Raw genomic sequence first — 24,672 nt, 5'->3', positions numbered from 1 at the left:
AAGTCATTTTTATACCATTAATCAAAGGCTGAAAGAATGGTTAATTTAATATTAATTATCTTTGCCTGGAATGATGGATAGTTCAAATTTGAAGATTGGTATAATAGGAAGCGGAAGTTGGGCCACGGCAATGATAAAGATGTTGAATGACAACACGATGGCCAAGGAGGTGTTCTGGTGGGTTCGTAAACCGGAAGACGTAACGTTTATTCGGCAATATAAGCATAATCCGAGTTATTTAAGTGCGGTCGAAGTCAAGGTGAAAAAGTCGAACATCAGCTCCGATGTAAAATGGATTGTAAAGCAATGCGATATCATCGTTGTCAATACACCGGCCACTTACCTAAAAGCTGCGCTACATGGATTGACCGCAGTGGATTTCGAAGGAAAGACAGTCGTTTCGGCAATTAAAGGGATTATTCCGGACGAAAATCAGATCGTGGGCGAATACCTCCGTGCCCGGTATGACATACCTTTGGATCGGATCGTCGCTATTGGGGGGCCCTGCCACGCCGAAGAGGTGGCTCAGGAGAAATTGTCCTACCTGACCTTTGCCTGCAGCGAAGAAAAACAAGCGGCTCTGGTGGCTGGTTTTTTTGCTTCCCGCTACATCAATACAATCACCTCCAATGATATTATCGGTATCGAATACGGAGCCGTGCTGAAGAACATATATGCCCTAGCTGGCGGAATCTGCCATGGGCTGGGCTATGGTGATAATTTTCAGGCTGTGCTTATTTCTAATGCCATTCGAGAGATGGCTTACTTTGTAAAATCACTCGATCCGCAATATAGGGACATCAATGCTTCGGCTTACCTGGGGGATCTGTTGGTCACTGCTTATTCTCAGTTTAGCCGCAACAGGACATTTGGCAATATGATTGGCAAGGGGTATACTGTTCAGTCTGCACAGCTGGAGATGAACATGGTTGCTGAGGGCTATTACGCCTCGGCGTGTATACAAAGTATCATTCAGAAATTTGAGCTGAAAATGCCTATCTGTAATATGGTATTCCAAATATTATATAATCATCAACCCGCTAGTTCGGAAGTAACAAAATTGGCCAAAGACTTTACATAGAATGTTATTAAAAGAAAAAATTGCTGCGGAATATCAGCGTATTCAAGATGAAATCTGTTTAGCACTCGAGAAGTTGGACGGTGGAGCTAAATTTGAAGAGGAAATCTGGGAAAGAGAAGGAGGTGGCGGTGGAAGGACCCGGGTTATTCAGAATGGAAATATCCTTGAAAAAGGAGGTGTTAACTTCTCTGCCGTACACGGTAAGCTTCCGGAAGCCATAAAGAAAGCTTTTGGTGTGGACTGTGATGATTTCTTTGCAACAGGGGTATCCATTGTAATACATCCTAACAACCCACATGTCCCTATCATACACATGAACATCCGCTACTTCGAACTTAATGCGGAAAAGCGCTGGTTTGGAGGAGGTATTGATCTCACGCCACATTATGTGGTGGAAGAGGATGCCCGGTATTTTCATCAGACATTAAAAGGAGTTTGTGATAAGCACCATGCCCATTTCTACGAAGAGTTTAAAGCGTGGGCGGATAATTACTTTTACATTAAGCATCGCGACGAAACAAGAGGTATAGGGGGCGTATTTTATGATAAGTTAACACCTGAAAAAACGGGATTGACTTATGAAGATATCTTCGCATTTTCCTGTGATCTGGGACGGACCTTTGCGCCGATGTATGCAAACCTGGTCAATAGAAGCCGCCATAAGACCTTTAGCGGGGAACAAAAAGACTGGCAACTATTGCGCAGAGGGCGCTACGTGGAGTTTAACCTCGTGTACGATTCCGGTACGCGGTTTGGATTGGAAACTAACGGCCGCATCGAATCTATCTTGATGAGCTTGCCTGCTCAGGCCAATTGGTTTTATAATTTTACCCCAAAGCCTGATTCAGCAGAAGAAAAAACATTAGCCTTATTAAAAAAAGGTATTAACTGGATTTAATTTCTTGCTTTAACTATCTCTTATGATAAACTTTGAAAAGTTTACTTTGGACAACGGGCTGACTGTATTGGTACATGAAGACCATACGACTCCTATGGCTGTTGTCAATATTTTATACAATGTAGGCGCTCGGGATGAATCTCCTGATAAAACCGGATTTGCACATTTATTTGAGCACTTAATGTTTGGCGGTTCGATAAATATCCCCAGCTATGATGCTCCACTGCAACAGGTAGGAGGTGAAAATAACGCTTTTACCAGTAACGATATCACCAACTATTATATAACCTTGCCGGCAGACAACCTGGAGACCGCTTTTTGGTTAGAAAGCGACCGTATGTTGAGCCTGGCATTTAGCGAGCAAAGCCTCGAGGTACAGCGGCAGGTTGTATGTGAGGAGTTTAAGCAGCGTTACTTGAATCAACCCTACGGAGATGCATGGCTCCGCTTGAGACCTATGGCTTATAAAGTACATCCTTATAGATGGGCTACTATCGGCAAGGAACTCAAACATATTGAAGATGCCAAAATGGAAGATGTAAAAGCTTTTTTTCAGAAGTTTTATACGCCTCAAAATGCAATTATGGTTGTCGCTGGAGACGTTAAGGTGGAGCAGGTCCGCTCGCTTACACAAAAGTGGTTTGCAGGCATCCCTAAAGGTGAATCTTATCAGCGCAACCTGCCTAAAGAACCTAAGCAACTGAGTGCTAGACGCGAAACTGTCGTAGCCGATGTGCCGGTTGATAGTATATATATAGCCTTTCACGGCTGCGAAAGATCGTCCAAAGACTATCAGACAATGGATCTGCTTTCAGATATCCTGTCTAGAGGATCCTCATCAAGACTGTATCGATCACTGGTCAAGGAAAAGCAGTGTTTTTCGGAAATAAACGCCTATGTTACAGGAAGTGTAGATAGCAATCTATTTGTAATAGAAGGTAAAACTTCTGAAAACATAAGCCTTGCCGACGCAGAAGCTATGATATGGGAAGAGATTGACCGCATAACATCGACACCGGTGGATGAGACGGAATTACAAAAAGTAAAAAATAAAATTGAGTCTACTATGCTGTTTGCAGAATTGTCGATCCTGGACAAGGCAATGAACCTTGCTTATTATGAAGTACTGGGTGATGCCAATGATTATAATATGGAGGGTACTAAATATTCACGTATTAAATCGGAGGATTTATTACGTGTTTCTTCCGAAATATTAAGAAAAGAGAATTCATCCACTTTGTGGTACCAGACGAAAGGAGGTGTAGATGCTTAATCGATCCGTAGCCCCTCTGGCACAGCCTATAAAAAACCTTGATCTGATACATCCTGAAGCGGTAAATCATTCCAATGGCCTCCATACGTTTTTATTCCATGCGGAGGATCTTGAACTGATGAAATTTGAATTTGTGTTTGAGAATAGCTATGATAGCTCCCGGATACCGCTGCTAAATGTAGCATTGTCTTCGATGTTGAAAGAAGGTACATTAACAAGGAGTAGCGCTCAGATAGCGGATGAAATTGATTTCTACGGCGCCTATCTGATGACGGAATACAGTTTTGACTATACGGCATTGTCGCTGTATACTATTCGAAAGTATGCCGATAAAGTATTACCGATTGTCGCTGATATCCTTAGCAATTCAACTTTTCCGCAGGCGGAGCTAGATACTTATATACGTAACAATAAGCAAAATCTACAGATCGCTCTACAAAAAAATGATGTCGTAGCCAGACGCCTGTTCTACAAGAATTTATTTGGCGATAACCAGTATGGTGCTGTTGCTACTGTAGAAGACTATGACTCTATAAAGAGAGCGCAATTGCTGGATTTATTTCAAAAGCAGATCCAACCTAAAAACTGCACCTTGCTAATTGCCGGAAAGATAGATAATGATCTTAGAGAGCTGGTAAATAGTCTATTTGGTGAAAATTGGGAAGGAAAGCAACCGGCTACGCATGGAGCTATTCTCCTGACTGATTACTCCTCTTCAAAACTGCTTATCGAAACTAAAGATGATGCCCTGCAGTCTGCAGTACGGATGGGAACCTATACGATCGGACGAAATCACTCCGATTTTCCAGCGGTACAGTTTGTCAATACGTTATTAGGGGGATTTTTTGGATCGAGGCTGATGCGTAATATTCGAGAAGAAAAAGGTTATACCTATAGTATTGGGTCGGCTGTGATCAGTCTGAAACACAGCGCCTTTATGACCTTAAGCTCTGAAGTGGGCGTTGACGTGACGAAAGCTACCGTAGTGGAGATTGAGCGTGAATTTGCTCGATTGCACGAAGAACGAACCGACGAAACAGAGATCGATCTGGTACGTAACTATATGCAAGGAAGTATACTAGGTAGCCTGGAAAGTATCTTTTCGCATGTCGATAAATTTAAGGCTGTTTATTTCAGCGGACTGGACCTTGCCTATTATGGGTATTATCAGGATGTCCTTCGGGATATGACTCCCAACACTGTTCAGGAGATTGCTATGCGGTATTTCGATTTTGACCGCATGATCAAAGTAATAGCAGGGAAGTATTAATACTTCCCTTTTTTTGAATTGGCGAGTTTTTACTAACTATCTTTTTTTGCCTCTTTGGCGGCCTGCTTTTTCTTTTCTTTGGCATTAAACTCTGCTACTTCGATAATTCGAGGTATACTACTTTTGGGTGCCATATTTTTTACACGCTTCAGTTTTTTACGGTAACGGAAGGCACGTATAGTCCTGTTGTTTTTGTACAGGTTCCAGTTCATCAACAAGACGGAAAATAAAACAACAGCCAAACCTGAGATCTGCAAAGAAGTAACCTGATGCTCTGTAAAGAAGTGCACCAGCAGCAATGCTACGATAGGATTTACATAAGCGTAGGTACTAACCTCTGTCGCCGGGCGAACCTGTAACAACCAGATATAGGAACTAAAGGCCAATATAGAGCCGAAGAAAACCAGATAGATCATCGCTCCCCAATCCGCAGAGGAGACTGTCGAATAATCGAATGAGCTGTATTCACCGTTAACCAATGCTACGGTAGTAAATGCGGTCCCGGCCGTCACCATCTGCCATGCTGTCTTGACAATAACATTCAAGGATTGTTCTTTGGGCTTGTCACTTTTTTCTTTCTGACTGTACTTGGAAGTCAATGATCCGATCGTCCAACCGATGGTCCCAAGGATAAGAACTCCCATAGCTACCAGATTCTGGGATCTCTCCCCATCATCGGTCTGCCCGAACACCTGCTCTGCGAACAACATAATAACCCCCGAAAACCCTAAAATCAAACCCAAAACGATGGGTAGACTCGAGAAGTTCTCTTTCCATTTTGGCTTATCAAAAATAATAAACCAAATAGCCGTAGCGGCAGAAAGGATAGAAACGATACCACTGGAGATGAACTGTTCGGACCATATAATAGCAGCCATATCAATGAAAAGAAGTAAGAAGCCTACGAACACCGCTTGCTTCACATCGCTTCTATTAAATATTTTATAGCCTTTTAGGCCACAATAGCCCATAAGCAAGGATCCCGCTATGATAAAGCGGATCGAGCCCAATACAAATGGTGGAAAAGAATGTAGTGCTTTCTCGATAAAAAAGAAAGTGGATCCCCAGACGATGTATACGACGAGGTATGCAAAGATAATACTTGCGACCGAAGGACTTTTCTCGTTCATGCTTAATCTTTAGAGGGTATGACCAATTTTTGCTCTTCCTTAATCGTCTGTAGTACAATAGTGGTACGTGTAGAAAGTATGCCTTCTATCTTTCCTAAGGTATTACGCATGAGATCGACTAGACCGGCAGCGTCATTCGTACGTACCTTGATTAAATAACCATCATCTCCGGCAATATCATGTACCTCCTGAACTTCGGGTATCTCGGCCAATAGATAGGCCACCCCTTGTTCGCCAATAATATCCGAAGTCTTGATAAAAATAAAAGATAATAAGTTTTGATCTAAAGCCGATGGATTGATCTTGGCATTGTACTGCAATATGACGTTCCGTTGCTCTAATTTCTTGACGCGCTCCAATATAGCAGAGGGGGCCATACCCAGTTCACGGGCGATATCGGCATTGTTTGTCCGCGCATTATTTTGCATAATACGAAGGATTTGATAATCAACATGATCTAATGAAAGTTCTATTTTTGCCATAATTCTGCAAATATAGCATTTTTAAGAATATAATTCATTTAATTTTGCTTATTTATGAATTATATTCTATTATAAATTTTGATTGACGTGAAAAGCGGTTGCTTTGAAATGCGTTATTTTGCGCTAGTTGTACGATACCTTGCAAAAAATAACAATCAATGACTTCAATATACGAAATAATAGTCTAAGATTCGTTAGATTTGTTTATCTATTGGATTTAATACACAAACTTCATGTTGTCAACGTTAGAGAAACTAAACCATGAGATAGAGGGTGAACTCTATTACAATTCCTCAGACCCAAAGCACCAAACCGTAAAAATGGCCTATGCTACGGACGCATCCGTTTATCAGGAATTACCAATAGCCGTTGCGATTCCTTATACAAAAGGAGATCTGGTCAAATTAGTACGTTTTGCTACAGCGAATCAGGTTACCCTGATCCCTCGTACAGCTGGCACCTCATTGGCTGGCCAAGTTGTAGGTAAGGGGATTGTCGTTGATGTGTCCAAGTATTTTAACAAAATAGTAGAACTCAATACCGAAGAGGGCTGGGTAAAAGTGGAACCCGGCGTAATTCGTGATGATCTAAATGCATACCTTAGGCCGTACGGACTGATGTTTGGCCCGGAAACCTCTACCGCCAGCCGGGCGATGGTAGGTGGTATGATAGGCAACAATTCTTCGGGATTGCACTCTATCGTGTGGGGAGATACCCGTCAGAACTTAATACGTGCAAGTGTTATTCTAAATGACTCGAGTGAAGTAGTGTTTGAAGAACTAACGCCTGGTCGTTATTTTGAAAAATTAGCAAATAAGGGCAGGGAGGGAGATGTTTATCGTGCTTTGAATGAAGTGCTTACCAACCGTGAAAATATAGAAGCGATAGAAAAAGGATTTCCTAAAAAGACGTTGACACGACGGAATACGGGATACGCATTGGATTTTTTAGTAGATAAGGAAAAACCTTTCAACCTGTGTAATCTTCTAGCTGGCTCGGAAGGGACTATTGGTATCGTGACGGAAGCTGTGTTACGGTTGCGTCCGTTGCCTCCTAAGGAGATCGGCCTTTTGTGTATACATTTTGCCGATATGGTAGAATGTATGCATGGTAATGTGGTGGCACTGGCGCATACGCCTGAAGCCTCTGAATTGGTCGACAAATATATATTAGATTTTACTGTAGGCCACCCTACGTATCAGTACAACCGCTTTTTTATCGAGGGCGACCCTCAAGCGCTTCTTATTGTTGAATTTAGGGCTGACACCGCTCAAGAGATAGCTGAGAAGGCGCAAAAATTAAAGGAAGAACTTGTCGCAAAAAAATTGGGCTATGCTTATCCATTGATCACCGGAGACAAGGAGACCAATCTGGTATGGGATGTCCGTAAAGCAGGCCTAGGTTTGATTCGTAACTTACCTGGAGATAGTCAACCCGTTAATCTGATTGAGGATTGTGCCGTTTCGCCGGATGATCTTCCAGCTTATGTATCGGACGTCCAAAAATTATTGCAGGAAGAGGGGGTACATGCTTCGTATTACGCACACGCTGGCGCGGGGGAACTGCATATCGAGCCTTTTATTAACTTAAAATCTGCCGAGGGAAAGAAACAGTTTAGAAGTATATTGGAGAAAACAACAGATCTTGTACTCAAATACAACGGATCATTGAGCGGCGAACATGGTGATGGCCGATTGCGGGGAGAATTTATCAGCAAAGTACTGGGGGATAAGGTCTATAGCCTGTTAAAAGAGGTCAAACATATTTTTGATCCGCAGGGGATATTTAATGCCAATAAAATCGTGGACGCGCCGCCTATGGACAGTTTCTTGCGCTACGAAAAGGCTGTTGATGGCAAAACAATACCTACCTACTTTGATTTTACAAAAGACGAGAGCATCCTTCGATTGGCCGAGAAGTGTTCGGGTTCTGGCGATTGTCGTAAGACAGAGATAACAGGCGGTACGATGTGCCCTTCTTTTATGGCGACAAGAAATGAAAAAGATACGACAAGGGCCCGGGCAAATATGCTCCGTCAGTTTCTGACCAATTCGACCAAGAAAAATAGATTTGATCACGAAGAGATAAAAGAGGTCATGGATCTTTGTTTAAGCTGTAAAGGATGTAAAACGGAATGCCCTTCTAGTGTAGATGTCGCGAAAATGAAAGCGGAGTTCCTTCAGCAGTACTACGATGTCAATGGCGCACCATTCCGCTCAAAATTAATAGCCAACTTTACCAAAAGCCAACAAGTGGGATCTATGGTAGCGCCTGTTTATAATTTCTTTGCACAGACGCCGATCTTTGCTAATCTTATTAAACAGATCGTCGGCTTTGCGCCGGCACGCTCGCTCCCGACAGTATCTGGAACGACACTGAAGCAATGGATGAAGCGACAGTCTCCAACCGGTACACAAAAGAAGGTTTATCTTTTCTGCGATGAGTTTACGGATTACAACGATACTGAGATCGGTATTACGGCGTATAAGCTATTGACGGCCTTAGGTTACGAAGTTCTCGTTCCGCCGCATAAAGAAAGTGGACGTACGTACTTATCTAAAGGTTTTGTTAAAGAAGCTAAGATACTAGCAAATAAAAACATATCTCTACTAAAGGGGTTAATCAATGAGCACACTCCTTTGATAGGCATCGAGCCTTCGGCCATTCTTACTTTTAGAGATGAATACCTTTCTTTAGTAGATCAGGATCAAATGGAAGAAGCTCTCCGTGTCGCTAAAAGTGCATTGATGATTGATGAGTTCTTGATGCAAGAAGTTGAAAAAGGAAATATACATCCGGAACAGTTTACTTCGGAGCAGCAGTCTATCAAATTGCATGGACATTGTTATCAAAAGGCCTTCCACCTGGTCGGTGTTACGGAGAAGTTGCTGTCCTTGCCGCTTAATTATACCGTCGAGGTCATTCCTTCGGGCTGCTGTGGTATGGCTGGTTCGTTTGGGTATGAAAAGGAACATTACGAGCTATCGATGAAAGTAGCAGAATTGGTCTTACTACCTGCTGTGCGCAGCGCTGCCGACAATGTGCTGATAGCAGCAGCGGGTACCTCGTGCAGACATCAGATCAAAGATGGCGTAGGCAGAAAATCATTCCATCCAATAGAAATTCTTTACAAAGCTTTAATAAAATAAAACAATATTGTATCTTGATTGTTTCACAATAAAAACAAAGCTTATGAGATCGACTAACTCTTTTTTAGGATTGGGCACAGCCTGTGTTCTGGCATTAACCGCTTGTAATAACGCTCCAAAGGATGGCAATTCATCGGATGGTAATGCAGCAAAGGGAGACCCTACAATAGAACAACTCAGTAATCAGGTAGATGCTCCAAAGCAGCACTTGTTCTTACGCTTCACAGATGAAGTAAGTACAGATTCTTCAATGATCTATACAACAAAGTCGCTGTTTGACAAAGATACTGTAGGTCTAAAAGTTGAAGTGCTGAAGAATATCAAGCCTGGATTGAGAAATGACGGAACGGTTGATGAAAAGACTGGTTTTATGCGGGGATCGATAAAAATTTCCTCTCTAGGAGCGCATTCTGATGCCTTTGTTAAAGCTTTGGGTACAATGTTTAAACTTCCGACTTCCAATAAAATGACGAATGAAGTGGTTTTACCTACGGTATTTTCATCTAATAAAGGTGCTGTCGACCTGACTAAACCGGCGACATACAGTTTTAAATTATTCCTTGATAATAAAGTAGGGGAGCCTGCGGAGGTATTTGCGGTGGTAGATACTTATCGTAAATCGTTTGAATTGACCGAAAAGGATTCTACTTTCCGCGGACAGATCATCGCGGCCTTTGAAGGTAAATAGATTTAATAATCCATTAATAGATTACGCTATAGCTTATCCATGGCGTAATCTATTTTTTTACGCAACCTTTGTTTGGCTTTCTTCACCCCATCCAGCGATATACCCAAAAGATGAGCTATACTTTGATTACTTAAGTTCAATTTAAGTAAAGTAAGTAATCGAAGATTGCTTTCTGATATATTGGGATAACGAAATGTCAGTTCGTCAAAGAATCCCGGATTAGAACCCTCAAATAATGTTTTAAACCTATACCACCTTTCATCGGTCATGATATGTGATTCCAACATCTGGTTCAGACTATTCTGGATCGCTACGACATTGTGTTTCTGCTGCTGTAGCTGCGCATTGTAGAGATCATCTTCAAGTCTTTGAATAACATTTTCATTCTCCCTGATTCGGACGAGAAAATTTTCCATATTTTGCTTCGACTGAAGGAGTTCTTCGTCCAGTTGTTGTTTTTCAAGAATCAACGCTAGTTGTTCTTTTTCCAGTTTAATAGATTTTAGCCTTATTCTTTGACGGGAACGATGGATCAGCAAGGTTACACACAGGAAACTGAGGGTCAATATCAGACCAACACTAATACCGCGAATACGATCCTGTCTTCTTTTTTCATTTGCTTCTAGTAATGCAGACTCATACCGTTCCGATTCCCATTTCCACAAAGTCTTCTGCAGTCTTTCTGTATCTTTTTCCAGTTGCAACGCATCATTGTATTTGATAAATGTATTTAGATATTGGACGGCTTGTACGGGATCCCCCTGAGCTTCTGCAACTCTGGCTTTCAGACGGTACGCATTTGTTTTGTAAGGAACGAAATAGGGTTTGGCTTGAAAGTAAATTTCTGCCCGGGCAATATATTTTTTTGCCTTGTCCCATTTACCTTGGGATACAGCAATCTCTGCTAACCCCAATAATGTACGCATTGCATCTTTATATTCGCCATATTGTATGGAACTGGCGACGTTTGATTCAGAAAGTCTTATCGCTTGGGCAGTATCTCCTTTTACCAGCTGAATATTACCAATATTGCCTTTCAAAATACCTATCCATACACTGTCTTTTGTTGCTTCGGCCGTCTTTAAAGCTTTTTGGTAGTATTGTTCAGCGTCATTATAAAGGCTATCCCTGTAATAATATACTCCTATAGCATTTGTAAGGTCTATGGCTCGACGACTTAATACGGGCACATACTTCAAAGCCATCTTATAATATTCCTGTGCTTTCTTTGATTCGCCAATATAGCCGAAAAAGTTAGCAATGTATTGTAGATGAGAAGCGGCTAAGGGTATTTTCTTCAAATCCACTTGCTCCACCAGTTTGGAGGAGGACAAAAAATAGGGTAGGGCCTTGGATATCTCCCGATAAACAAAATTGTAGTAGCCAGCACGCGTCAGGGTTATGAATAAATACTCGTCTCGCTCACTTTTCTTGGCAATCGTTAAGGCCTTTTCGAAATAGTGATCTGTTGTCGGATTCACGCCATCGAATACCATGGATGTAGCATCGGCCAAAAGTAGGTAATAAGATAACCTGACACCGTCATTTTTATGCTGTAGTAAAGGCTTTAGCTTATTCTTAAGACGAGTCGTATCGATCTTGCCTTTTTCTTTCAATCCAAGGCCAAGACAATATTCTACCTGTGCTCTCTGATTGTCTATCGATTGCAGGTTTTCGGATAAAATATCTGCATGAGCTGCAGAAATGGAACTTATTAAAAGTAAGGTTATAATACGTTTGATAGCTTGCATAGATAGTTTGCAAGTTAACTTTTTAAATTAAAAACTCAAATACGCTGCAGTACACTCTTTAGGATCTCAAGGCTTTTTTCCATTTCTTCGTTATCCATATGACCAAAACCGAGCCGCATAGCGCAGAGCTTCTTATTTTGGTAGAGAATATGGCGTGGAATGAATAAGTCTTTGCGCTGGCACTCCTTTTTTAGTGTAAACAAGGACTTACTTTGAGGCAGCTCGAGCCAAAGTGCCAGACCGCCACTGGGGGGAACGACCTCCAATTCATCTGGTAGGATATCGCGTATAAGTTCGCACATGATATCGCGTCTTTCCTTATAAACTTTGAGGGATTTCTTTAGATTCCGATGGATTTCGCCTTCATCTATCATTTCGCCTAGAGCCTGTTGCATAATGATGTCCCCCTGTCGGTCTATTATGCTAAGATATTTGTTCATCTCTTGTATCAGATTGGGCGGAGCTACTACGAATCCTGTACGAAATGCTGGTGCCAACGACTGTCCAAAAGTGCCTGTGTAAACCACCATGCCATTCAGATCCGCGCTCGCAAGGGGCAACACGGCGGACTTCTCGTAATGAAAATCATAATCATAGTCATCCTCTACAATGATAAATCCATAGTGCTGGGCCAATTGCAGCAATTCAAGACGTCTTTGTGCGCCTAATGTCACCGTGGTCGGATAGTGATGGTGCGGCGTGATATAAAGCATTCGGATAGGTCCTTTTTCTAACTTATCTCTTAAAGAGGCTATACAGATCCCTTCGCTGTCCAACGGGACGGTTTCTAGCTTGGCGCCGGCTTGAAGTAACGTCATATTTACGGCAAAATTACTCAGCTCGGCAACGACGACTTTGTCGTTAAGCTGTAGTAGTACCTTGGCAATGAGATAGAGACTCATTTCCGAACTTCTGGTAATTAATAAGTTCTGTTTTGAAATATGAAGACCTCTTGACAGGTTTAGAAAGTTGCTGAGTTGCTCCTTGAAGAAGATGTTTCCCTCTTGTTGATACTGCGACATTCGTTTGAGACTTCCTTTTCTATTCATGGAAGCACTGTATTGCAACGATAGGTTCTTAACTTGGATCAGTCTGATATCGGTCGTACCATCGGTAAAGAAATATGTAGATGTATTGTCCTCGAATGGGTTATCCAAAATATTCGAACTAGGCACTTGAAACCCTGTCTTTGCGGGATACTGCGCTGAAGATATTGGTATTCGGGTCGATAGTGGTAACGGCTTACGCTGGTCTTGTTGCAATACAAAAGTTCCTTTGTTCGGTACGATATCTATCCAGCCTTGGGCCTGCAACTCATCGTAGGCGGCGATTACTGTTTTGCGATGCAAATCCAACGCTTCGCTAACCTGTCGGGTACCCGGCATCTTTGACCCCACAATAAGAAACCCCCGTTGGATTCCATTAATAATTTGTTGCGTCAATTGAACGAAGATAGGTGTGGAACTATTTCTGTCTAAATGCACAAAACTTGATAAAGAAAGCAAAACCGGACTACCCATATTATAAAAAGTGGACTATCTAAATGTTCCGGAAAGATAGGACTTTTGCCGACAATAAAACAAATACATTTTGATACTTTAATGAAACGATTATTTTTAATTCTTCCCTTAAGTTGCATTTCCTTAGCGATACAGGCACAGTCTAACGTCGCTGATACGACATCCATAAACGAGGTCGTGATTGCAGAAAACAGATTACAAATTCCATTTAACAAGCGGAATCGTAACATACAGATCATTCAAAAAGAGGACATCGCGAAGTTGCCTGTACGCTCGATCAATGAAGTATTGAGCTACATCCCTGGAGTCGATGTAAGGCAGCGCGGTCCATTTGGTACGCAGGCGGATATCAGTATCGACGGTGGGTCTTTCGAACAAACCCTTATATTGCTAAATGGTGTAAAGCTATCGGATGTACAGACGGCTCATCATTCCATGAATATACCGGTCAGCTTGGACGCTGTAGAGCGTATCGAAGTGCTAAAAGGACCAGCAGCTCGTGTATATGGGATTAATGCACTGACGGGTGCCATTAATATCATTACAAAGACGGGATCAGACACGGATCTGTCGGTGCGCGTGCAAAGTGGCTCTAGTTTTGAGGCCAAAGAGGAGGGAGACGGCACAGGAATATATGGGGGCGCAAGTGTGCAGACGGTAGCCAACTTTTCGAAAGGGAATATCCAAAACCTGATTTCTCTTGGGGGCCAAAAATCAAACGGACAACGTTATAACAGCCGCACCGGAGATCTTAAGGCCTTCTACCAGGGAAGATATGCCTTGGACGAAAAAAACAACATGGATGTGATGGCCGGATATATTCATAATGAGTTTGGTGCCAATGGCTATTACGCCGCACCTTATGACAAAGAATCGTATGAAATAGTCAAAACGAGTATTGTCTCCTTAGGAAGTACGCACCGATTACATCCAAATTTTTACCTAAAACCGCGATTGAGCTATAGGGGTAATAAGGATGATTATCGGTTTTTTCGAAATGATCTCTCTAAATCGCGATGGCAACATGAATCAAACGTATATACAGCCGAATTGAACAGCATGCTGCATACCCGTTTAGGAGATTTTGGTTTTGGAGTGGAAAGTCGCTATGAACAAATTGAAAGCACCAATCTAGGGGATCATACCCGATACAACCATGGCGTATACGCCGAGTACAAAACAGAAGCGATAAACAAGCTTTTGCTAAATATCGGAACCTATATAAACTACAATACTCAATATGGTTGGCAGGTATTTCCAGGATTGGATCTTGGCTATGCCATCGATAACCACTGGAAAGCCTCTTTGAGCGTAGGATCTAGTCAACGTATTCCTTCCTATACCGATCTCTACCTCCAACAAACTGGAAACATAGGCAATCCAAATCTGAAATCCGAAAATGCTTGGCAGTATGAATTGGCTATGCGCTACGAAAAACAAAATATGTATGTGCGAGGAGGGGTATTTTACCGCAACATAGAAAACTTAATAGATCGGATACGTTATAATACAAGCGATCCTTATCAGCCTTTTAATTTTGGAACAAACAAAATGATTGGTGTCAATCTAAGTCTCGGACAAGTATTTGCGCTATCGGGTTCGCAACGTTTAAAATACGATATAAGCTATAATCACCTAAATCCCAGCAACATGAATTACGCACAGAATGTAACGTCTAAGTATGTTGTTGAGAGTTTAAAACATCAAGCGTTATTACGCGTATTGTATCAGGTCGACAAGTTTGACATTACGTTAGGTGGTAGGTGGATTAAGCGCGAACTTAATGATCCCTATTTTATTTCAGATTTACGAATCGGGTATAGCTTGTCAAGATGGAATTTCTATGCAGAAGGCAACAATTTGCTGAATGAAACTTATAAGGAAGTTGCTGCTGTCTACCTTCCAAAACGTTGGTATAACTTGGGAATACGCTATCAGTGGAAGCGCTAAGCCGTACGTGTCTCTTTTCTAAAACCTGTACTGCTTCCAATAGGCAAGCAGTACAGGTTTTGTTAAACACTTGCCTTAATTTTTGTCGGCTGATTAACGCTTTATTTTATAGGTTACACCCGTAATAGCCCACGAAAGCCTCTGGCTGCATAATAGGACTCAGCGCCATTATGATACACAAATACACGTCCGAAACGCCAATCACCAAATATGGCACCTCCGAGTATGCGGATTTCCTCCGGCGTGGCCAACCAGCTTGATGTCTTACTATCAAATGTGCCGAGCTGCTGTAGTTGTCGGTACTCCTCCTCGGTGAGCAATGAAATCCCCATCGCTGCCGCCATATGTACGGCACTATCTTGGGGCTTATGCGCTTTGCGTGAGTCGAGCGCGCGCTGATCATAACAAATTGATCTGCGCCCTTTTGGACTCTCTGGCGCACAATCACAAAACAGGTATTCTTGACGCTTCGAATCATAACCTATGACATCTGGCTCTCCTCCGGTCTGTTCCATTTGGTAGAGCGCGTATATCTTATCTGGATTGTCGACCACGCGATTCCAGATGACGTCCCATGACAGCTCGGCATGACGATGCCTGTTTTTTTCAAACCTCTTTTTTAAGATGACTCCGAGTTCATTGATCTGATCCGAGGATAAATTACTATTTTCCATATGTAAATAATTATTTCGCGAGCTCGCTAGCTCGGCGATTCAGTCATGAAATTTACGAATAATTCTATTGCTTTCCTCCATTTCGATAATAGCATCGTGCTACCTATAACATGAGGAATATAGGCGTATCTATCCTTGGGTACATTTCCAGATGGCTTTGCCCTCATATTGCCGAAAACTGCTCTTTTTGTCTTTAGAGGCATGGATTAAGGCCTGCGCCAATAGTTCCGTCGGTAGGGGAGTGTGTGCCTTGAATAGCCCTATACGGTTGAGTGCCATAATCACTTTTGACGCAAATATCTCCGTTTTGCGATCACTATTTTTACGCAATAGCATTGGGGGGTTGAATATATGTAAGTAGGAAAAACCTAGCTTTCTAATATCAAGCTCCAATTGCCCTTTCATTCTACTGTAGAAGAACCTAGAGTGTGGAGAGGCCATCGCTGCGGATACCAACACCATATTTTGCACCCCGTTATCTCGAGCTGCTCTAGCAACTGCATACTGATAATCGTAGTCAATTTTCCATTGTGCCTCCTTGCTTCCGGCAGCTTTTAGTGTAGTGCCCAAACAGGAAAATAATACATCGCCCTTTATCAGATGTTGCCATTCGGATATCTGATCAAAATTGATGACATGGACATGGAGCTTTTCATGTCGTATAGCTATAGGCCTCCGTACAAAAACATCGACACGATCAAAAGCCTCGTCTTTCAATAATAATTCTAATAAATCTGATCCTGTAGCGCCCGTAGCACCGATTAAAAGAGCTTTCATTCCTGATATTTGTTTCGTGATCAAATCAAAAATACGAAAAGTATTCTTTTGTAATTCCATCTCTTATTGAAATCTATTTAAGCAATGATTCGACTTATTTCACTTTTATATTTTCTGATAACTGTCTTCCAATAACCGAACTAATGCTATTTTATGATTTCATTTATGTCTAACATGTGGTATCGGTAAAATGATTACTTCTTAAAAAAATGAAAGACTGCCTCCCTTTCTGGAGACAGTCTTAACTACACTTCCTACTCGTTAAATAGGTGTTACTTATGTGAATTACTTACGGCATTCGTTTTCTTAGAGTGTTATTGTTTTAAAGCCTAGCTCTTGAAGGCCAAATAGATAGGTAAACCCGTTTGGAGTCGTGTGAATAGAGGTGTCGTACTGTGATTTTTTAATTCCTAGTTTGTTCATTGCAAATTCACAAACGACTAATCTAATTCCAGAATTTTCGGCCTTCCGAATGGTTGCTTCTAATTGCTTACTTTCTGCCATGTCCTTGACTACTTCTCCGATCAATACGATCTCAAATTGAACAGCTTTGTTTTTCGCCTTATATTCTTGTCCCGTCATTACCGAAGCCATCAGATGCATTGGGTTTTGAACTAAAATAGCGTATTTCCCATCTGCTTTAACAGCCTTTTCTACCGCATCAACCGGCACTTGTTGTGCTAATATTTGATTGGTGAATGCGATCCCTAATAGTAATAATGTAACGGCTAAAATTTGCTTTTTCATTTGTTCTAATGTTTAATGTTAATTGAATCTTTTTTATTGACAAATTTAATCCTATCTAATGACCTTTGGTGTAACAAGAGATACATAGCGACACAGATTATTTTTGTAGTAATTCCTAATAGAAGACATTGGTTTGGCTTATTTACTATTTAATCCAACATAAATGATTTTACTCTTCGTATCTTTGCAACTATAAATATAATAACATGCCAAGAGAAACAAAAAGAGGCTTATATCAAGGATTCATCGAACGTGATGAAAAAGGAAATTATTTTTGTGGTCCTTACTTGTTGGACTATAAAATGACAGAAGCTAATTTTAAAGTAGGAGACAAAGTGAGCATCAAAAAAATTGTTGCAAATACCAGTGGGAAAAGTATAGAAGATTACCCACAAAAAGCAATTAAGTTTTCTTTAGCAGGCGAAGATCGGGATTACTAGAGCTGTGGTTGTATATTAGCAACTCTATTTGTACTTTTATAACATATACCTTATATTTACCTGTAAATCAATAAGATTACAATTATGAAAGCTTTTTTAATCGCTATCGTGTGTTTGATCGCACAAACTTCATTTGGTCAAACAGACAAGAGTAAACGGCCGAGTCCACCGGACTCTGTTCAAATTACGACCACAGATGGTGTGACTATTCGTGTAGACTATTCAAGGCCTTCTCTCAAAGGTAGAGAAATTGGTGTTGACATTGTCGTTGTGGGTAAGCGTTGGCGGACAGGTGCCAACGAAGCTACCACTATTGAGATTGATAAAGATATCCGATGGAATGACAATGTGCTTAAAGCTGGTAAATACAGCCTTTCGACGATTCCGGGAGAAAGCGCCAGCACGCTTATTTTGAATAAAGATTGGAATCAGTGGGGCACAAAGTATAATGAAGCTAATGATGTCTTAAGATTTGAAGTACCTACTATATATGGTTCTAATTTTCAAGAGCAATTTAAGATTGATGTGGATAAGACAGGTCTTTTTACATTAGCATGGGGTAATTTTGAGTTACAATCTCAAATCAAAGCTGATTAATAATCATAGGCTGTAGCAAGAACTTCTTACCTGTCTCTCATCATTCCACAAATAAAAGCCCAACTTTCGTTGAGCTTTTATTTTTAGAGGCAGAAGGATGTTGGCGTCCTGTATCCCCTTACTTAAGGCCGCAAAGCTACTTTTCGACCCCTCTCGTCACATTCTACGAGGTTTTAAAGTAGCTTCATGAGGGGCTGGCGCAATGGTTCTAATCATTGGGCTCATCTACCTGACTTTGATTGTAGTCAAACTAAAGCAGAATTTCATCTTTATTTCTAACAACTTTCAGATCTTTCATGGTCAAAATCTGTTCATCACCAACGTCTTCGTAAGAAAAATATAGGTTGAATATTTTCTTGCTGTCACTGAGTTTGTATCTTAAATTCTCCTCATAGATTTTCTCACCATCTTTATAAGTATGAATAATTATAGTATTTGACTTAGTTTGAAATTCCATCTCAACCTTTTCATCCTGTCCATTATCAATTTCTTTTAATAACAGCTTATCTTCCTCATTGTAAAACTCTTTTACAATCGTAACAAGATATGTAGCTTCTTCGGGAAATTTAATGCTATTTGTTTTGTGATAATCAAATATAGCAATATCAATGAAAAAGATAACAAGCATTTAATGATGGATATATTAGAAGTACCTACAAGATGTCATGGAGAAAGGGGAGGTCGGCAATACTGCTCCTGCAATTGACGGAATATTTAGATGGATGCCAGCAACTTTGAACAAAGGCAACTTCAGCACTATGGTGTACTATAGTCTACCCGGAAGAGATTGATCTTAGCCCCCCATACAGGAGCCTGGTCGAGAAGTAGTAATAGTGGCATAATTTCGAATGGGATCGCGAAAATTTTATTATCTTGTTTGCGGTGGATTTAATACGATAGAGCTACCCCTTATCGTTAATGTAATAGAAAAGGTCGTATTTATGACAATAAAAAGTTTAACAGTGTTCTGTGGATCTAGTGCTGGATCAGACAAGAAATTCGAACAAGAGGCTTATAGGCTTGGGGAAATATTGGCGCATGAACATATTGATTTGATCTATGGCGGTGCGGTCGTGGGATTGATGGGGGCGGTAGCTAATGGCGTAATGGAAAACGGAGGGAAAGCAATAGGTGTATTGCCTCATTTTCTCCAAGATAAAGAGATAGCACATACGAATCTAACGGAGCTCGTGATCGTCAATACCATGCACGAAAGGAAGACAAAGATGAACGAACTTTCTGACGGAGTGATTGCGCTGCCGGGCGGCTTCGGAACACTCGAAGAGTTATTCGAAATGCTGACATGGGCACAACTCGGTCTTCATAAAAAGCCGATAGCTATTCTAAACACAAATGGCTTCTATGACGAACTCCTTTCACTCTTACAAAATATGGTCGAGAAGGGCTTTTTAAAACCAATAAACAGAGAAATGCTATTGGTCAGTGATGATATCGACAGGCTGATATGCATGATAAGAGCGTATAAGGCTCCATCGGTCGAAAAATGGATTAAAAACACTGAAGTCTGACATCATTTGGATGAGAATTTGTTAGATAGACGTAATGATTATCATATATTAAGAAGTATATTTGCGTTATGACAGTGGAAGATTTGAAAAATGAGCTATTGGGCAAGACTTATCCGGAGGGAATCATGGTAGGTCCACATCAAAGAGTCGTAGATGTTGAGAAATTCTTAGAGGTGCAATTCTATGAATGTGAGGTCTGGAAAAAGAAAGATATTACGAAATGTCCCGGTCACTACAGACTCATGCAATTTTATGAAGCTACTAAAAACCTGTAGTCCCATTACTGGCATTTATACATGATTTTAGCCTCTAATATCTTCCGATACCAGAGGCTTTTTTTATGAAGTGGAATTTGCGCAAACTTAGCAAAAATGCTGTAGGAGCTAATTCCGGGCACTAAATGACGCGAACAACCTCCTAATGATTTTACCTTTATGGAGGTGATGTTTATAAAGACATTTTTTTGGAAAATGCCTTTATTAGATCTATTTCTTTTTGTTATTTTTCTTTTGCTGTTTCATCACCTTCTTATAGAAATCTTTGATCACAGCTTTCAATTGAGTTAATGCCTCTTTTTTCTTTTTTTCCTTTTTCTTTTCAGCCTTTTTTGACGCTTTTTTTGATTTAGCATCAGCCTTTTTAGTCTTTTTGTTGTCTTTCGATTCTTTCTTGTCTTTTGACTTAGATTTTTCAGCGCCTTTTTCCTTGTCTTTCTTCACTTCTTCTGCTTTGGAATCTTTTTTCTTCATATCGTTTTTATTTTTAGTCTCTTTCGAATCTTTATCGTTCTTCTCTTCTTTCTTGATAACGATTTTCTCTAAGTCCTGTTTTTTTGCTTCTTCCTCTTTTTTGTAGGATGCAACTTTATCTGTCACTGCACTTGATATAGCCTTCTTGGATTTTGTAGTAACAGCGGGATTCTTTGCTGTCGCAGTGGTACTTGCTAAAGGAGCAACTGCTTTTTCTGTCGTCGGTTTTGTCGTGTTAGTAGATTTGGGAGTAGCAGGTTTGCTTGGCATTGCTGGAACAGCTTTGGTAGGATTAACCGACTTTGAAGCTGCCGCTACCGGTTTGTCTGTTGTTGCTTGCTTAGCAGCAGAGGTAGTCTCAACTGAAGGGGGGGGGGCCGTAGTTGATTTTGCTGCTACAGCCGCCTTGGCTGGAGCTGCTTCGTTTTTTGCTGCACTAACTTTAGCCTTAGGCGCGGTTTTAGCTACAGCAGAACTCGCTTTCACAACAATAGTTTTAGTTGGTCTACTCACCGTGGTTTTTGGTGTGGCTGCCTTAACAGGAGCTTTTTTTGCGGTCGAAGTTGCCGCTTTTGGTGTTGTTTGTGCTTTTACTGGCTCCTTCGTCGTTTCCTGTTTATTTTCGGCAACAGTACCCGCTTGGCTTTCTACTGACATAATTCTCTTATATTTAAATAACTAATTAATAAATATTACAACACAATATAATCAAAATAGTTTGTAATTGAAAAGATTTACCGCTTTTGCTGCATTAGATTCGGATAATATATGTAAATTTGTAATTCATAACTAAGGGGTCGACCGGAATTGACAGGGTAGCGATGGTTATGTAAGCATGCAGTGCATTGTGAGTCTAGCACTTTAATCTGAACTTTCAGAATTTTAACTGGCGAAGAAAACTACGCCTTAGCTGCTTAAGTTAGACTTAACATAGCTATTTGTCCCGTTAGATCCTGTTCTTTGGTTTAACATTAGGGGCATCGAACAATAGAACTGGCCGATGTGATTTTGCTAAGCATCGGTGAGATCCAGCAGATAAGGAGAAAGGTATAGGTAAGCGACTCACCTTCCCTCTCCCGACAATCAAAGAGAAGCTAAGCATGTAGAAAGCGTAAATCATACTACGTTTGGACGAGGGTTCGAATCCCTCCGGCTCCACCAATAAAGCTCAACGAAAGTTGGGCTTTTTGTTTTAGGAGGGAGGAGAGCCCTTCTAGAGGGTTCGAACAATATCTTTGCGGCCCCAAGTGCGGGGATGCGGGACGCAAAAAATCCCTCCGGCTCCACCAATAAAGCTCAACGAAAGTTGGGCTTTTTGTTTTAGGAGGGAGGAGAGCCCTTCTAGAGGGTTCGATGCCGAAAAAAGACTGTCTGATCATAAAGCACTCTAATCGATCTATACAGTACATAAAAAAAGGAAGATCGGATAAATTATCCGATCTTCCTTTTTTAACTTATATCATCCATTTAAAAAGACTTGCTCCCCAGGAGAACCCGGCTCCAAAGGCGGTCAACATGACCAGATCTCCGGTTTTGATCTGTTTTAGATTCTGCCAGATGCACAATGGAATCGTTGCGGCAATGGTATTGCCCAAATATTCGATATTACTCAACGCGCGACCTTCAGGCATTTCCAATGCACGACCGACAGCATCGATAATGCGCTGATTGGCTTGGTGTGGAATCAACCAATTGACATCATCTACAGTTAGATTATTACGTTCTAAGACTTTAAAACAAGCGTCGCTCATCGACTGTACGGCGTGCTTAAAAACAGTTTTACCGTCTTGCTTCAAAAAACGCATGTCCGCAACAGCATCATCCGCATCCATGGGGTACAAGGAGCCTCCACCTTCTATATTAAGAAAAGCACGTCCGGAGCCATTACTACGTAAATAGGCATCCATAACACCGCCCTCTACAGAGGGTTCTAACCACACAACACCCGCACCGTCACCAAATAATATATTCGTGGATCGGTCATGGATATTGACATAGGTACTGATATTATCCGCCCCGACGACAAGTACATTCTTATACCTTTTGGTCTCTATCAATGAAGCACCTAGATCTAGGGCGTATAAAAAACCAGAACAAGCTGCATTCATATCAAATGCCCATACATTATCCAGCCCCAATTTATCCGCTATGATATTAGCCGTTGCGGGCATCGGCATATCCGGTGTAGATGTCGCCACCAATAGGGCATCTATATCCTTAAGATCTTTATGGTATCTTTCTGCAAGATCCTGAATAGCTCGTACAGCCATATCAGATGTCGCCAGATCTTCTTCCAAAATTCTTCTTTCCTTGATTCCCGTACGCTTCATGATCCATTCGTCGGAGGTGTCACAGAGTTGTTCCAGATCAAAGTTTGATCTTGTATTCTGCGGTATATATCCACCCACACCAGTTATAGCTGCATAAAGCCTATTCGGTACACTTGCACTCATAAATATTAGTAATCACAGTAAATGCTTCTCAGCAATCAGCAAATCATTTTCGTTATGTCACTTAATGGGTTTATAGTCTTTGCACATTAAGAGGCGTAAAAATAGACTTTTATTCGGCTCTAGAAAGAAAATAGAAGGGATTTTTACATAATGTTTACCTAAAACGAACTTATTTAGAATAGTTCTACTGTAGATGCTTACTAATGTATGGAAGGGTATAGCTTGAGCCAAATTTAATTTCAACCTACTGGTTGTATTGCAAATTTTAAATGGTAATCTTCAAAATTTGATTTCTCCTTGTAAATGCTGATGGAATACTTTACATTTGGTTTCCTTTTCGGGATGTAGCGTAGCCCGGTATCGCGCCAGCATGGGGTGCTGGAGGTCGTCGGTTCAAATCCGGCCATCCCGACTGAAAAAAATAAGAACTCAACTTGTGTTGAGTTTTTTTGTTTTTAAAATATAGTATTGGAATCCCCTTCACCTGTTTGTCCCCCCCTTTGAGAGCGTAGCAGCACCGGCACCAACTTCATAGCAACGTTTTATTTTTTACTATTAAATACTGTTGATTTTCTAAAGGAAGATAACCATATTCATAGACGAAGAAGTAAGTATGTCCTTTGGATGTCGAAAGCTCGTGTGTACGGTATTCCCAGTCAAATCCTTGCGTTATCAGACGATCCTCATTTACTTTGATCATCTTTTCTTCCCGGAGTAGGTCGGAGAGGATTTTTCTATTCTTATACAGCTGTTTATTGATTTTTCTAACAATATTACTATTATTCGTTTTAAGGCGATTATTGTAACTACCACGACAGGAATCGTTGCAAAAACGTTTGTCAGAACGACCTTTAATAGGATTTAAGCATTCTAAGCATCTTCTATTTTCCATAATTCTATTTCCCTTTATCCGAATATATCCGAATATAAACGGATATATTCGGATATAAGCGTTTAACAACCGACTATCAGTTAAGCTGGTTTATAATTTTGGTTCTACCTCTGGCAATCAAGCAATTACTGCCGTAGGCGAAAATACTTATATTTTTTGATAATTTAAATTTTAGAAGAATGAATGCTTTAATGAATCAAGTCCAACTCATTGGACGACTAGGTGCTGATGCGGAAATCAAAACAACAAGTCAAGGGGCACGAGTGTCTAATTTTAGAGTAGCTACAAATGAACGTATGAAATTGAACAATGGTCAGTGGCGAGAAGTAACCCAATGGCATAGTTGCGTTGTCTGGGGAGATCTCACAAAAATAGTGGAGCGCTTTGGGCATAAAGGTAATCTTTTTATGTTGTCCGGCGCACTACAGTATCATGAGTATACAGACACGCACGGCATTAAAAGAAACGTGGCGGAAATAAAAGTCAATCAAATTTTAGTACTCGACAGCTCTAGATCTGAATCTGACGTAGACGCAGCAGCAGCAGTAAACGAAGGGGAGTTACCTCTATAGGTATATAAAAAAGCGAAGGGACTACATAGTCCCTTCGCATACATGTAAAA

23 protein-coding genes, 1 tRNA gene and 1 other RNA gene are annotated in these 24,672 nt (G+C 40.9%); 14 read left to right on the top strand and 11 right to left on the bottom strand.

The features are described from left to right. Positions 1-70: 70 nt before the first annotated feature. Genes G7B20_RS16710 through G7B20_RS16695 form a run of 4 tightly spaced genes read left to right on the top strand, consistent with a single transcriptional unit; the run spans position 71 to position 4,522 of the window. Positions 71-1,081 (top strand): NAD(P)H-dependent glycerol-3-phosphate dehydrogenase, encoded by a 1,011-nt coding sequence (locus tag G7B20_RS16710; protein WP_370626379.1) that lies wholly within the window; start codon positions 71-73, stop codon positions 1,079-1,081. Between the two features lies 1 nt (position 1,082). Continuing rightward, the gene (hemF, locus tag G7B20_RS16705) at positions 1,083-1,979 is read left to right on the top strand and encodes an oxygen-dependent coproporphyrinogen oxidase (protein ID WP_164112564.1); all 897 of its coding nucleotides are present in this window, start codon (positions 1,083-1,085) and stop codon (positions 1,977-1,979) included. 22 nt (positions 1,980-2,001) lie between these two features. Continuing rightward, the gene (locus tag G7B20_RS16700) at positions 2,002-3,252 is read left to right on the top strand and encodes a M16 family metallopeptidase (protein ID WP_164112563.1); all 1,251 of its coding nucleotides are present in this window, start codon (positions 2,002-2,004) and stop codon (positions 3,250-3,252) included. Next, the gene (locus G7B20_RS16695) at positions 3,245-4,522 is read left to right on the top strand and encodes a M16 family metallopeptidase (protein WP_164112562.1); all 1,278 of its coding nucleotides are present in this window, start codon (positions 3,245-3,247) and stop codon (positions 4,520-4,522) included. Before G7B20_RS16700 ends, G7B20_RS16695 begins: the two co-directional genes overlap by 8 nt. A 32-nt stretch (positions 4,523-4,554) precedes the next feature. Here G7B20_RS16695 and G7B20_RS16690 read toward each other — a convergent pair whose 3' ends face one another. Continuing rightward, positions 4,555-5,652 carry an EamA family transporter gene (locus tag G7B20_RS16690; RefSeq protein WP_164112561.1) on the bottom strand — a complete coding sequence of 366 codons (1,098 nt, stop codon included), beginning with the start codon at positions 5,650-5,652 and terminating at the stop codon, positions 4,555-4,557. A gap of 2 nt (positions 5,653-5,654) precedes the next feature. Continuing rightward, positions 5,655-6,134 (bottom strand): Lrp/AsnC family transcriptional regulator, encoded by a 480-nt coding sequence (locus G7B20_RS16685; RefSeq protein ID WP_164112560.1) that lies wholly within the window; start codon positions 6,132-6,134, stop codon positions 5,655-5,657. Between the two features lie 233 nt (positions 6,135-6,367). On the opposite strand from G7B20_RS16685, the gene G7B20_RS16680 reads away from it, so the two are divergent. Together G7B20_RS16680 and G7B20_RS16675 are read left to right on the top strand one after the other, a co-directional pair. After that, positions 6,368-9,283: an FAD-binding and (Fe-S)-binding domain-containing protein gene (locus tag G7B20_RS16680; RefSeq protein ID WP_164112559.1), complete on the top strand. Its 2,916-nt coding sequence runs from the start codon at positions 6,368-6,370 to the stop codon at positions 9,281-9,283. Positions 9,284-9,326: 43 nt separating this feature from the next. After that, positions 9,327-9,971, top strand: a complete 645-nt coding sequence (locus G7B20_RS16675) for a hypothetical protein (protein ID WP_164112558.1) — start codon at positions 9,327-9,329, stop codon at positions 9,969-9,971. 26 nt (positions 9,972-9,997) lie between these two features. On the opposite strand, the gene G7B20_RS16670 is transcribed toward G7B20_RS16675, so the two are convergent. Together G7B20_RS16670 and G7B20_RS16665 are read right to left on the bottom strand one after the other, a co-directional pair. Beyond that, positions 9,998-11,722, bottom strand: coding sequence for a tetratricopeptide repeat protein (locus tag G7B20_RS16670; RefSeq protein WP_164112557.1), 1,725 nt, complete (start codon positions 11,720-11,722; stop codon positions 9,998-10,000). A 35-nt stretch (positions 11,723-11,757) separates the two neighbouring features. Further along, the gene (locus tag G7B20_RS16665) at positions 11,758-13,242 is read right to left on the bottom strand and encodes a PLP-dependent aminotransferase family protein (protein ID WP_164112556.1); all 1,485 of its coding nucleotides are present in this window, start codon (positions 13,240-13,242) and stop codon (positions 11,758-11,760) included. An 81-nt stretch (positions 13,243-13,323) separates the two neighbouring features. Between G7B20_RS16665 and G7B20_RS16660 the strand changes: the two genes are divergently transcribed. Further along, a complete protein-coding gene (locus G7B20_RS16660) occupies positions 13,324-15,192 on the top strand; it encodes a TonB-dependent receptor plug domain-containing protein (protein ID WP_164112555.1) in 1,869 nt (622 codons plus the stop codon). 113 nt (positions 15,193-15,305) lie between these two features. On the opposite strand, the gene G7B20_RS16655 is transcribed toward G7B20_RS16660, so the two are convergent. The 3 genes from G7B20_RS16655 to G7B20_RS16645 form a co-directional block, all read right to left on the bottom strand. Continuing rightward, complete coding sequence (locus tag G7B20_RS16655; RefSeq protein ID WP_164112554.1) at positions 15,306-15,866, bottom strand: DUF4256 domain-containing protein; 561 nt, start codon at positions 15,864-15,866, stop codon at positions 15,306-15,308. A gap of 129 nt (positions 15,867-15,995) precedes the next feature. Then, a complete protein-coding gene (locus G7B20_RS16650) occupies positions 15,996-16,703 on the bottom strand; it encodes an NAD(P)H-binding protein (protein ID WP_205600252.1) in 708 nt (235 codons plus the stop codon). Positions 16,704-16,949: 246 nt separating this feature from the next. Further along, the gene (locus tag G7B20_RS16645; RefSeq protein WP_164112553.1) at positions 16,950-17,390 is read right to left on the bottom strand and encodes a DsrE family protein; all 441 of its coding nucleotides are present in this window, start codon (positions 17,388-17,390) and stop codon (positions 16,950-16,952) included. A gap of 206 nt (positions 17,391-17,596) precedes the next feature. Between G7B20_RS16645 and G7B20_RS16640 the strand changes: the two genes are divergently transcribed. Both G7B20_RS16640 and G7B20_RS16635 read left to right on the top strand, forming a co-directional pair. Continuing rightward, positions 17,597-17,830 carry a hypothetical protein gene (locus G7B20_RS16640; protein ID WP_164112552.1) on the top strand — a complete coding sequence of 78 codons (234 nt, stop codon included), beginning with the start codon at positions 17,597-17,599 and terminating at the stop codon, positions 17,828-17,830. An 84-nt stretch (positions 17,831-17,914) separates the two neighbouring features. Continuing rightward, positions 17,915-18,427, top strand: a complete 513-nt coding sequence (locus G7B20_RS16635) for a DUF2911 domain-containing protein (protein ID WP_164112551.1) — start codon at positions 17,915-17,917, stop codon at positions 18,425-18,427. Positions 18,428-18,677: 250 nt separating this feature from the next. On the opposite strand, the gene G7B20_RS16630 is transcribed toward G7B20_RS16635, so the two are convergent. Then, complete coding sequence (locus tag G7B20_RS16630) at positions 18,678-19,055, bottom strand: hypothetical protein (protein ID WP_164112550.1); 378 nt, start codon at positions 19,053-19,055, stop codon at positions 18,678-18,680. A gap of 313 nt (positions 19,056-19,368) precedes the next feature. On the opposite strand from G7B20_RS16630, the gene G7B20_RS16625 reads away from it, so the two are divergent. Together G7B20_RS16625 and G7B20_RS16620 are read left to right on the top strand one after the other, a co-directional pair. Beyond that, on the top strand, positions 19,369-19,956 hold the full coding sequence (locus G7B20_RS16625) for a TIGR00730 family Rossman fold protein (protein ID WP_164112549.1): 588 nt from the start codon (positions 19,369-19,371) through the stop codon (positions 19,954-19,956). A 68-nt stretch (positions 19,957-20,024) separates the two neighbouring features. Then, positions 20,025-20,231 (top strand): DUF6965 family protein, encoded by a 207-nt coding sequence (locus G7B20_RS16620; RefSeq protein WP_164112548.1) that lies wholly within the window; start codon positions 20,025-20,027, stop codon positions 20,229-20,231. Between the two features lie 210 nt (positions 20,232-20,441). Here the strand turns inward: G7B20_RS16620 and G7B20_RS16615 are convergent, their stop codons facing one another. Further along, positions 20,442-21,362, bottom strand: a complete 921-nt coding sequence (locus G7B20_RS16615; RefSeq protein WP_164112547.1) for a hypothetical protein — start codon at positions 21,360-21,362, stop codon at positions 20,442-20,444. 136 nt (positions 21,363-21,498) lie between these two features. Between G7B20_RS16615 and ssrA the strand changes: the two genes are divergently transcribed. Beyond that, positions 21,499-21,866, top strand: a transfer-messenger RNA (tmRNA) gene (gene ssrA / locus G7B20_RS16610). Positions 21,867-22,159: 293 nt separating this feature from the next. Here the strand turns inward: ssrA and G7B20_RS16605 are convergent. After that, a complete protein-coding gene (locus tag G7B20_RS16605; protein WP_164112546.1) occupies positions 22,160-23,158 on the bottom strand; it encodes a beta-ketoacyl-ACP synthase III in 999 nt (332 codons plus the stop codon). Between the two features lie 338 nt (positions 23,159-23,496). Between G7B20_RS16605 and G7B20_RS16600 the strand changes: the two genes are divergently transcribed. Further along, a tRNA-Pro gene (locus G7B20_RS16600) sits at positions 23,497-23,570 on the top strand. 117 nt (positions 23,571-23,687) lie between these two features. Here the strand turns inward: G7B20_RS16600 and G7B20_RS16595 are convergent. After that, positions 23,688-24,050, bottom strand: coding sequence for a hypothetical protein (locus tag G7B20_RS16595; RefSeq protein WP_164112545.1), 363 nt, complete (start codon positions 24,048-24,050; stop codon positions 23,688-23,690). A 191-nt stretch (positions 24,051-24,241) separates the two neighbouring features. Between G7B20_RS16595 and G7B20_RS16590 the strand changes: the two genes are divergently transcribed. Further along, positions 24,242-24,622: a single-stranded DNA-binding protein gene (locus tag G7B20_RS16590; RefSeq protein ID WP_164112544.1), complete on the top strand. Its 381-nt coding sequence runs from the start codon at positions 24,242-24,244 to the stop codon at positions 24,620-24,622. Positions 24,623-24,672: the final 50 nt, after the last annotated feature.

Origin of the sequence: Sphingobacterium sp. xlx-96 (genome assembly GCF_011007365.1) — a bacterium.
In the GTDB taxonomy this organism is placed as follows: domain Bacteria; phylum Bacteroidota; class Bacteroidia; order Sphingobacteriales; family Sphingobacteriaceae; genus Sphingobacterium; species Sphingobacterium luzhongxinii.
The sequence above is the reverse complement of the archived record's forward strand: the minus strand, read 5'-3'. Positions and strand labels throughout refer to the sequence as shown.

Bases quoted from the DNA above. Each gene is read 5' to 3' on its own strand.
- G7B20_RS16710 (WP_370626379.1), top strand. From the start codon at position 71: ATGATGGATAGTTCAAATTTGAAGATTGGTATAATAGGAAGCGGAAGT.
- hemF (WP_164112564.1), top strand. From the start codon at position 1,083: ATGTTATTAAAAGAAAAAATTGCTGCGGAATATCAGCGTATTCAAGAT.
- G7B20_RS16700 (WP_164112563.1), top strand. From the start codon at position 2,002: ATGATAAACTTTGAAAAGTTTACTTTGGACAACGGGCTGACTGTATTG.
- G7B20_RS16695 (WP_164112562.1), top strand. From the start codon at position 3,245: ATGCTTAATCGATCCGTAGCCCCTCTGGCACAGCCTATAAAAAACCTT.
- G7B20_RS16690 (WP_164112561.1), bottom strand. From the start codon at position 5,652: ATGAACGAGAAAAGTCCTTCGGTCGCAAGTATTATCTTTGCATACCTC.
- G7B20_RS16685 (WP_164112560.1), bottom strand. From the start codon at position 6,134: ATGGCAAAAATAGAACTTTCATTAGATCATGTTGATTATCAAATCCTT.
- G7B20_RS16680 (WP_164112559.1), top strand. From the start codon at position 6,368: ATGTTGTCAACGTTAGAGAAACTAAACCATGAGATAGAGGGTGAACTC.
- G7B20_RS16675 (WP_164112558.1), top strand. From the start codon at position 9,327: ATGAGATCGACTAACTCTTTTTTAGGATTGGGCACAGCCTGTGTTCTG.
- G7B20_RS16670 (WP_164112557.1), bottom strand. From the start codon at position 11,722: ATGCAAGCTATCAAACGTATTATAACCTTACTTTTAATAAGTTCCATT.
- G7B20_RS16665 (WP_164112556.1), bottom strand. From the start codon at position 13,242: ATGGGTAGTCCGGTTTTGCTTTCTTTATCAAGTTTTGTGCATTTAGAC.
- G7B20_RS16660 (WP_164112555.1), top strand. From the start codon at position 13,324: ATGAAACGATTATTTTTAATTCTTCCCTTAAGTTGCATTTCCTTAGCG.
- G7B20_RS16655 (WP_164112554.1), bottom strand. From the start codon at position 15,866: ATGGAAAATAGTAATTTATCCTCGGATCAGATCAATGAACTCGGAGTC.
- G7B20_RS16650 (WP_205600252.1), bottom strand. From the start codon at position 16,703: ATGGAATTACAAAAGAATACTTTTCGTATTTTTGATTTGATCACGAAA.
- G7B20_RS16645 (WP_164112553.1), bottom strand. From the start codon at position 17,390: ATGAAAAAGCAAATTTTAGCCGTTACATTATTACTATTAGGGATCGCA.
- G7B20_RS16640 (WP_164112552.1), top strand. From the start codon at position 17,597: ATGCCAAGAGAAACAAAAAGAGGCTTATATCAAGGATTCATCGAACGT.
- G7B20_RS16635 (WP_164112551.1), top strand. From the start codon at position 17,915: ATGAAAGCTTTTTTAATCGCTATCGTGTGTTTGATCGCACAAACTTCA.
- G7B20_RS16630 (WP_164112550.1), bottom strand. From the start codon at position 19,055: ATGCTTGTTATCTTTTTCATTGATATTGCTATATTTGATTATCACAAA.
- G7B20_RS16625 (WP_164112549.1), top strand. From the start codon at position 19,369: ATGACAATAAAAAGTTTAACAGTGTTCTGTGGATCTAGTGCTGGATCA.
- G7B20_RS16620 (WP_164112548.1), top strand. From the start codon at position 20,025: ATGACAGTGGAAGATTTGAAAAATGAGCTATTGGGCAAGACTTATCCG.
- G7B20_RS16615 (WP_164112547.1), bottom strand. From the start codon at position 21,362: ATGTCAGTAGAAAGCCAAGCGGGTACTGTTGCCGAAAATAAACAGGAA.
- G7B20_RS16605 (WP_164112546.1), bottom strand. From the start codon at position 23,158: ATGAGTGCAAGTGTACCGAATAGGCTTTATGCAGCTATAACTGGTGTG.
- G7B20_RS16595 (WP_164112545.1), bottom strand. From the start codon at position 24,050: ATGGAAAATAGAAGATGCTTAGAATGCTTAAATCCTATTAAAGGTCGT.
- G7B20_RS16590 (WP_164112544.1), top strand. From the start codon at position 24,242: ATGAATCAAGTCCAACTCATTGGACGACTAGGTGCTGATGCGGAAATC.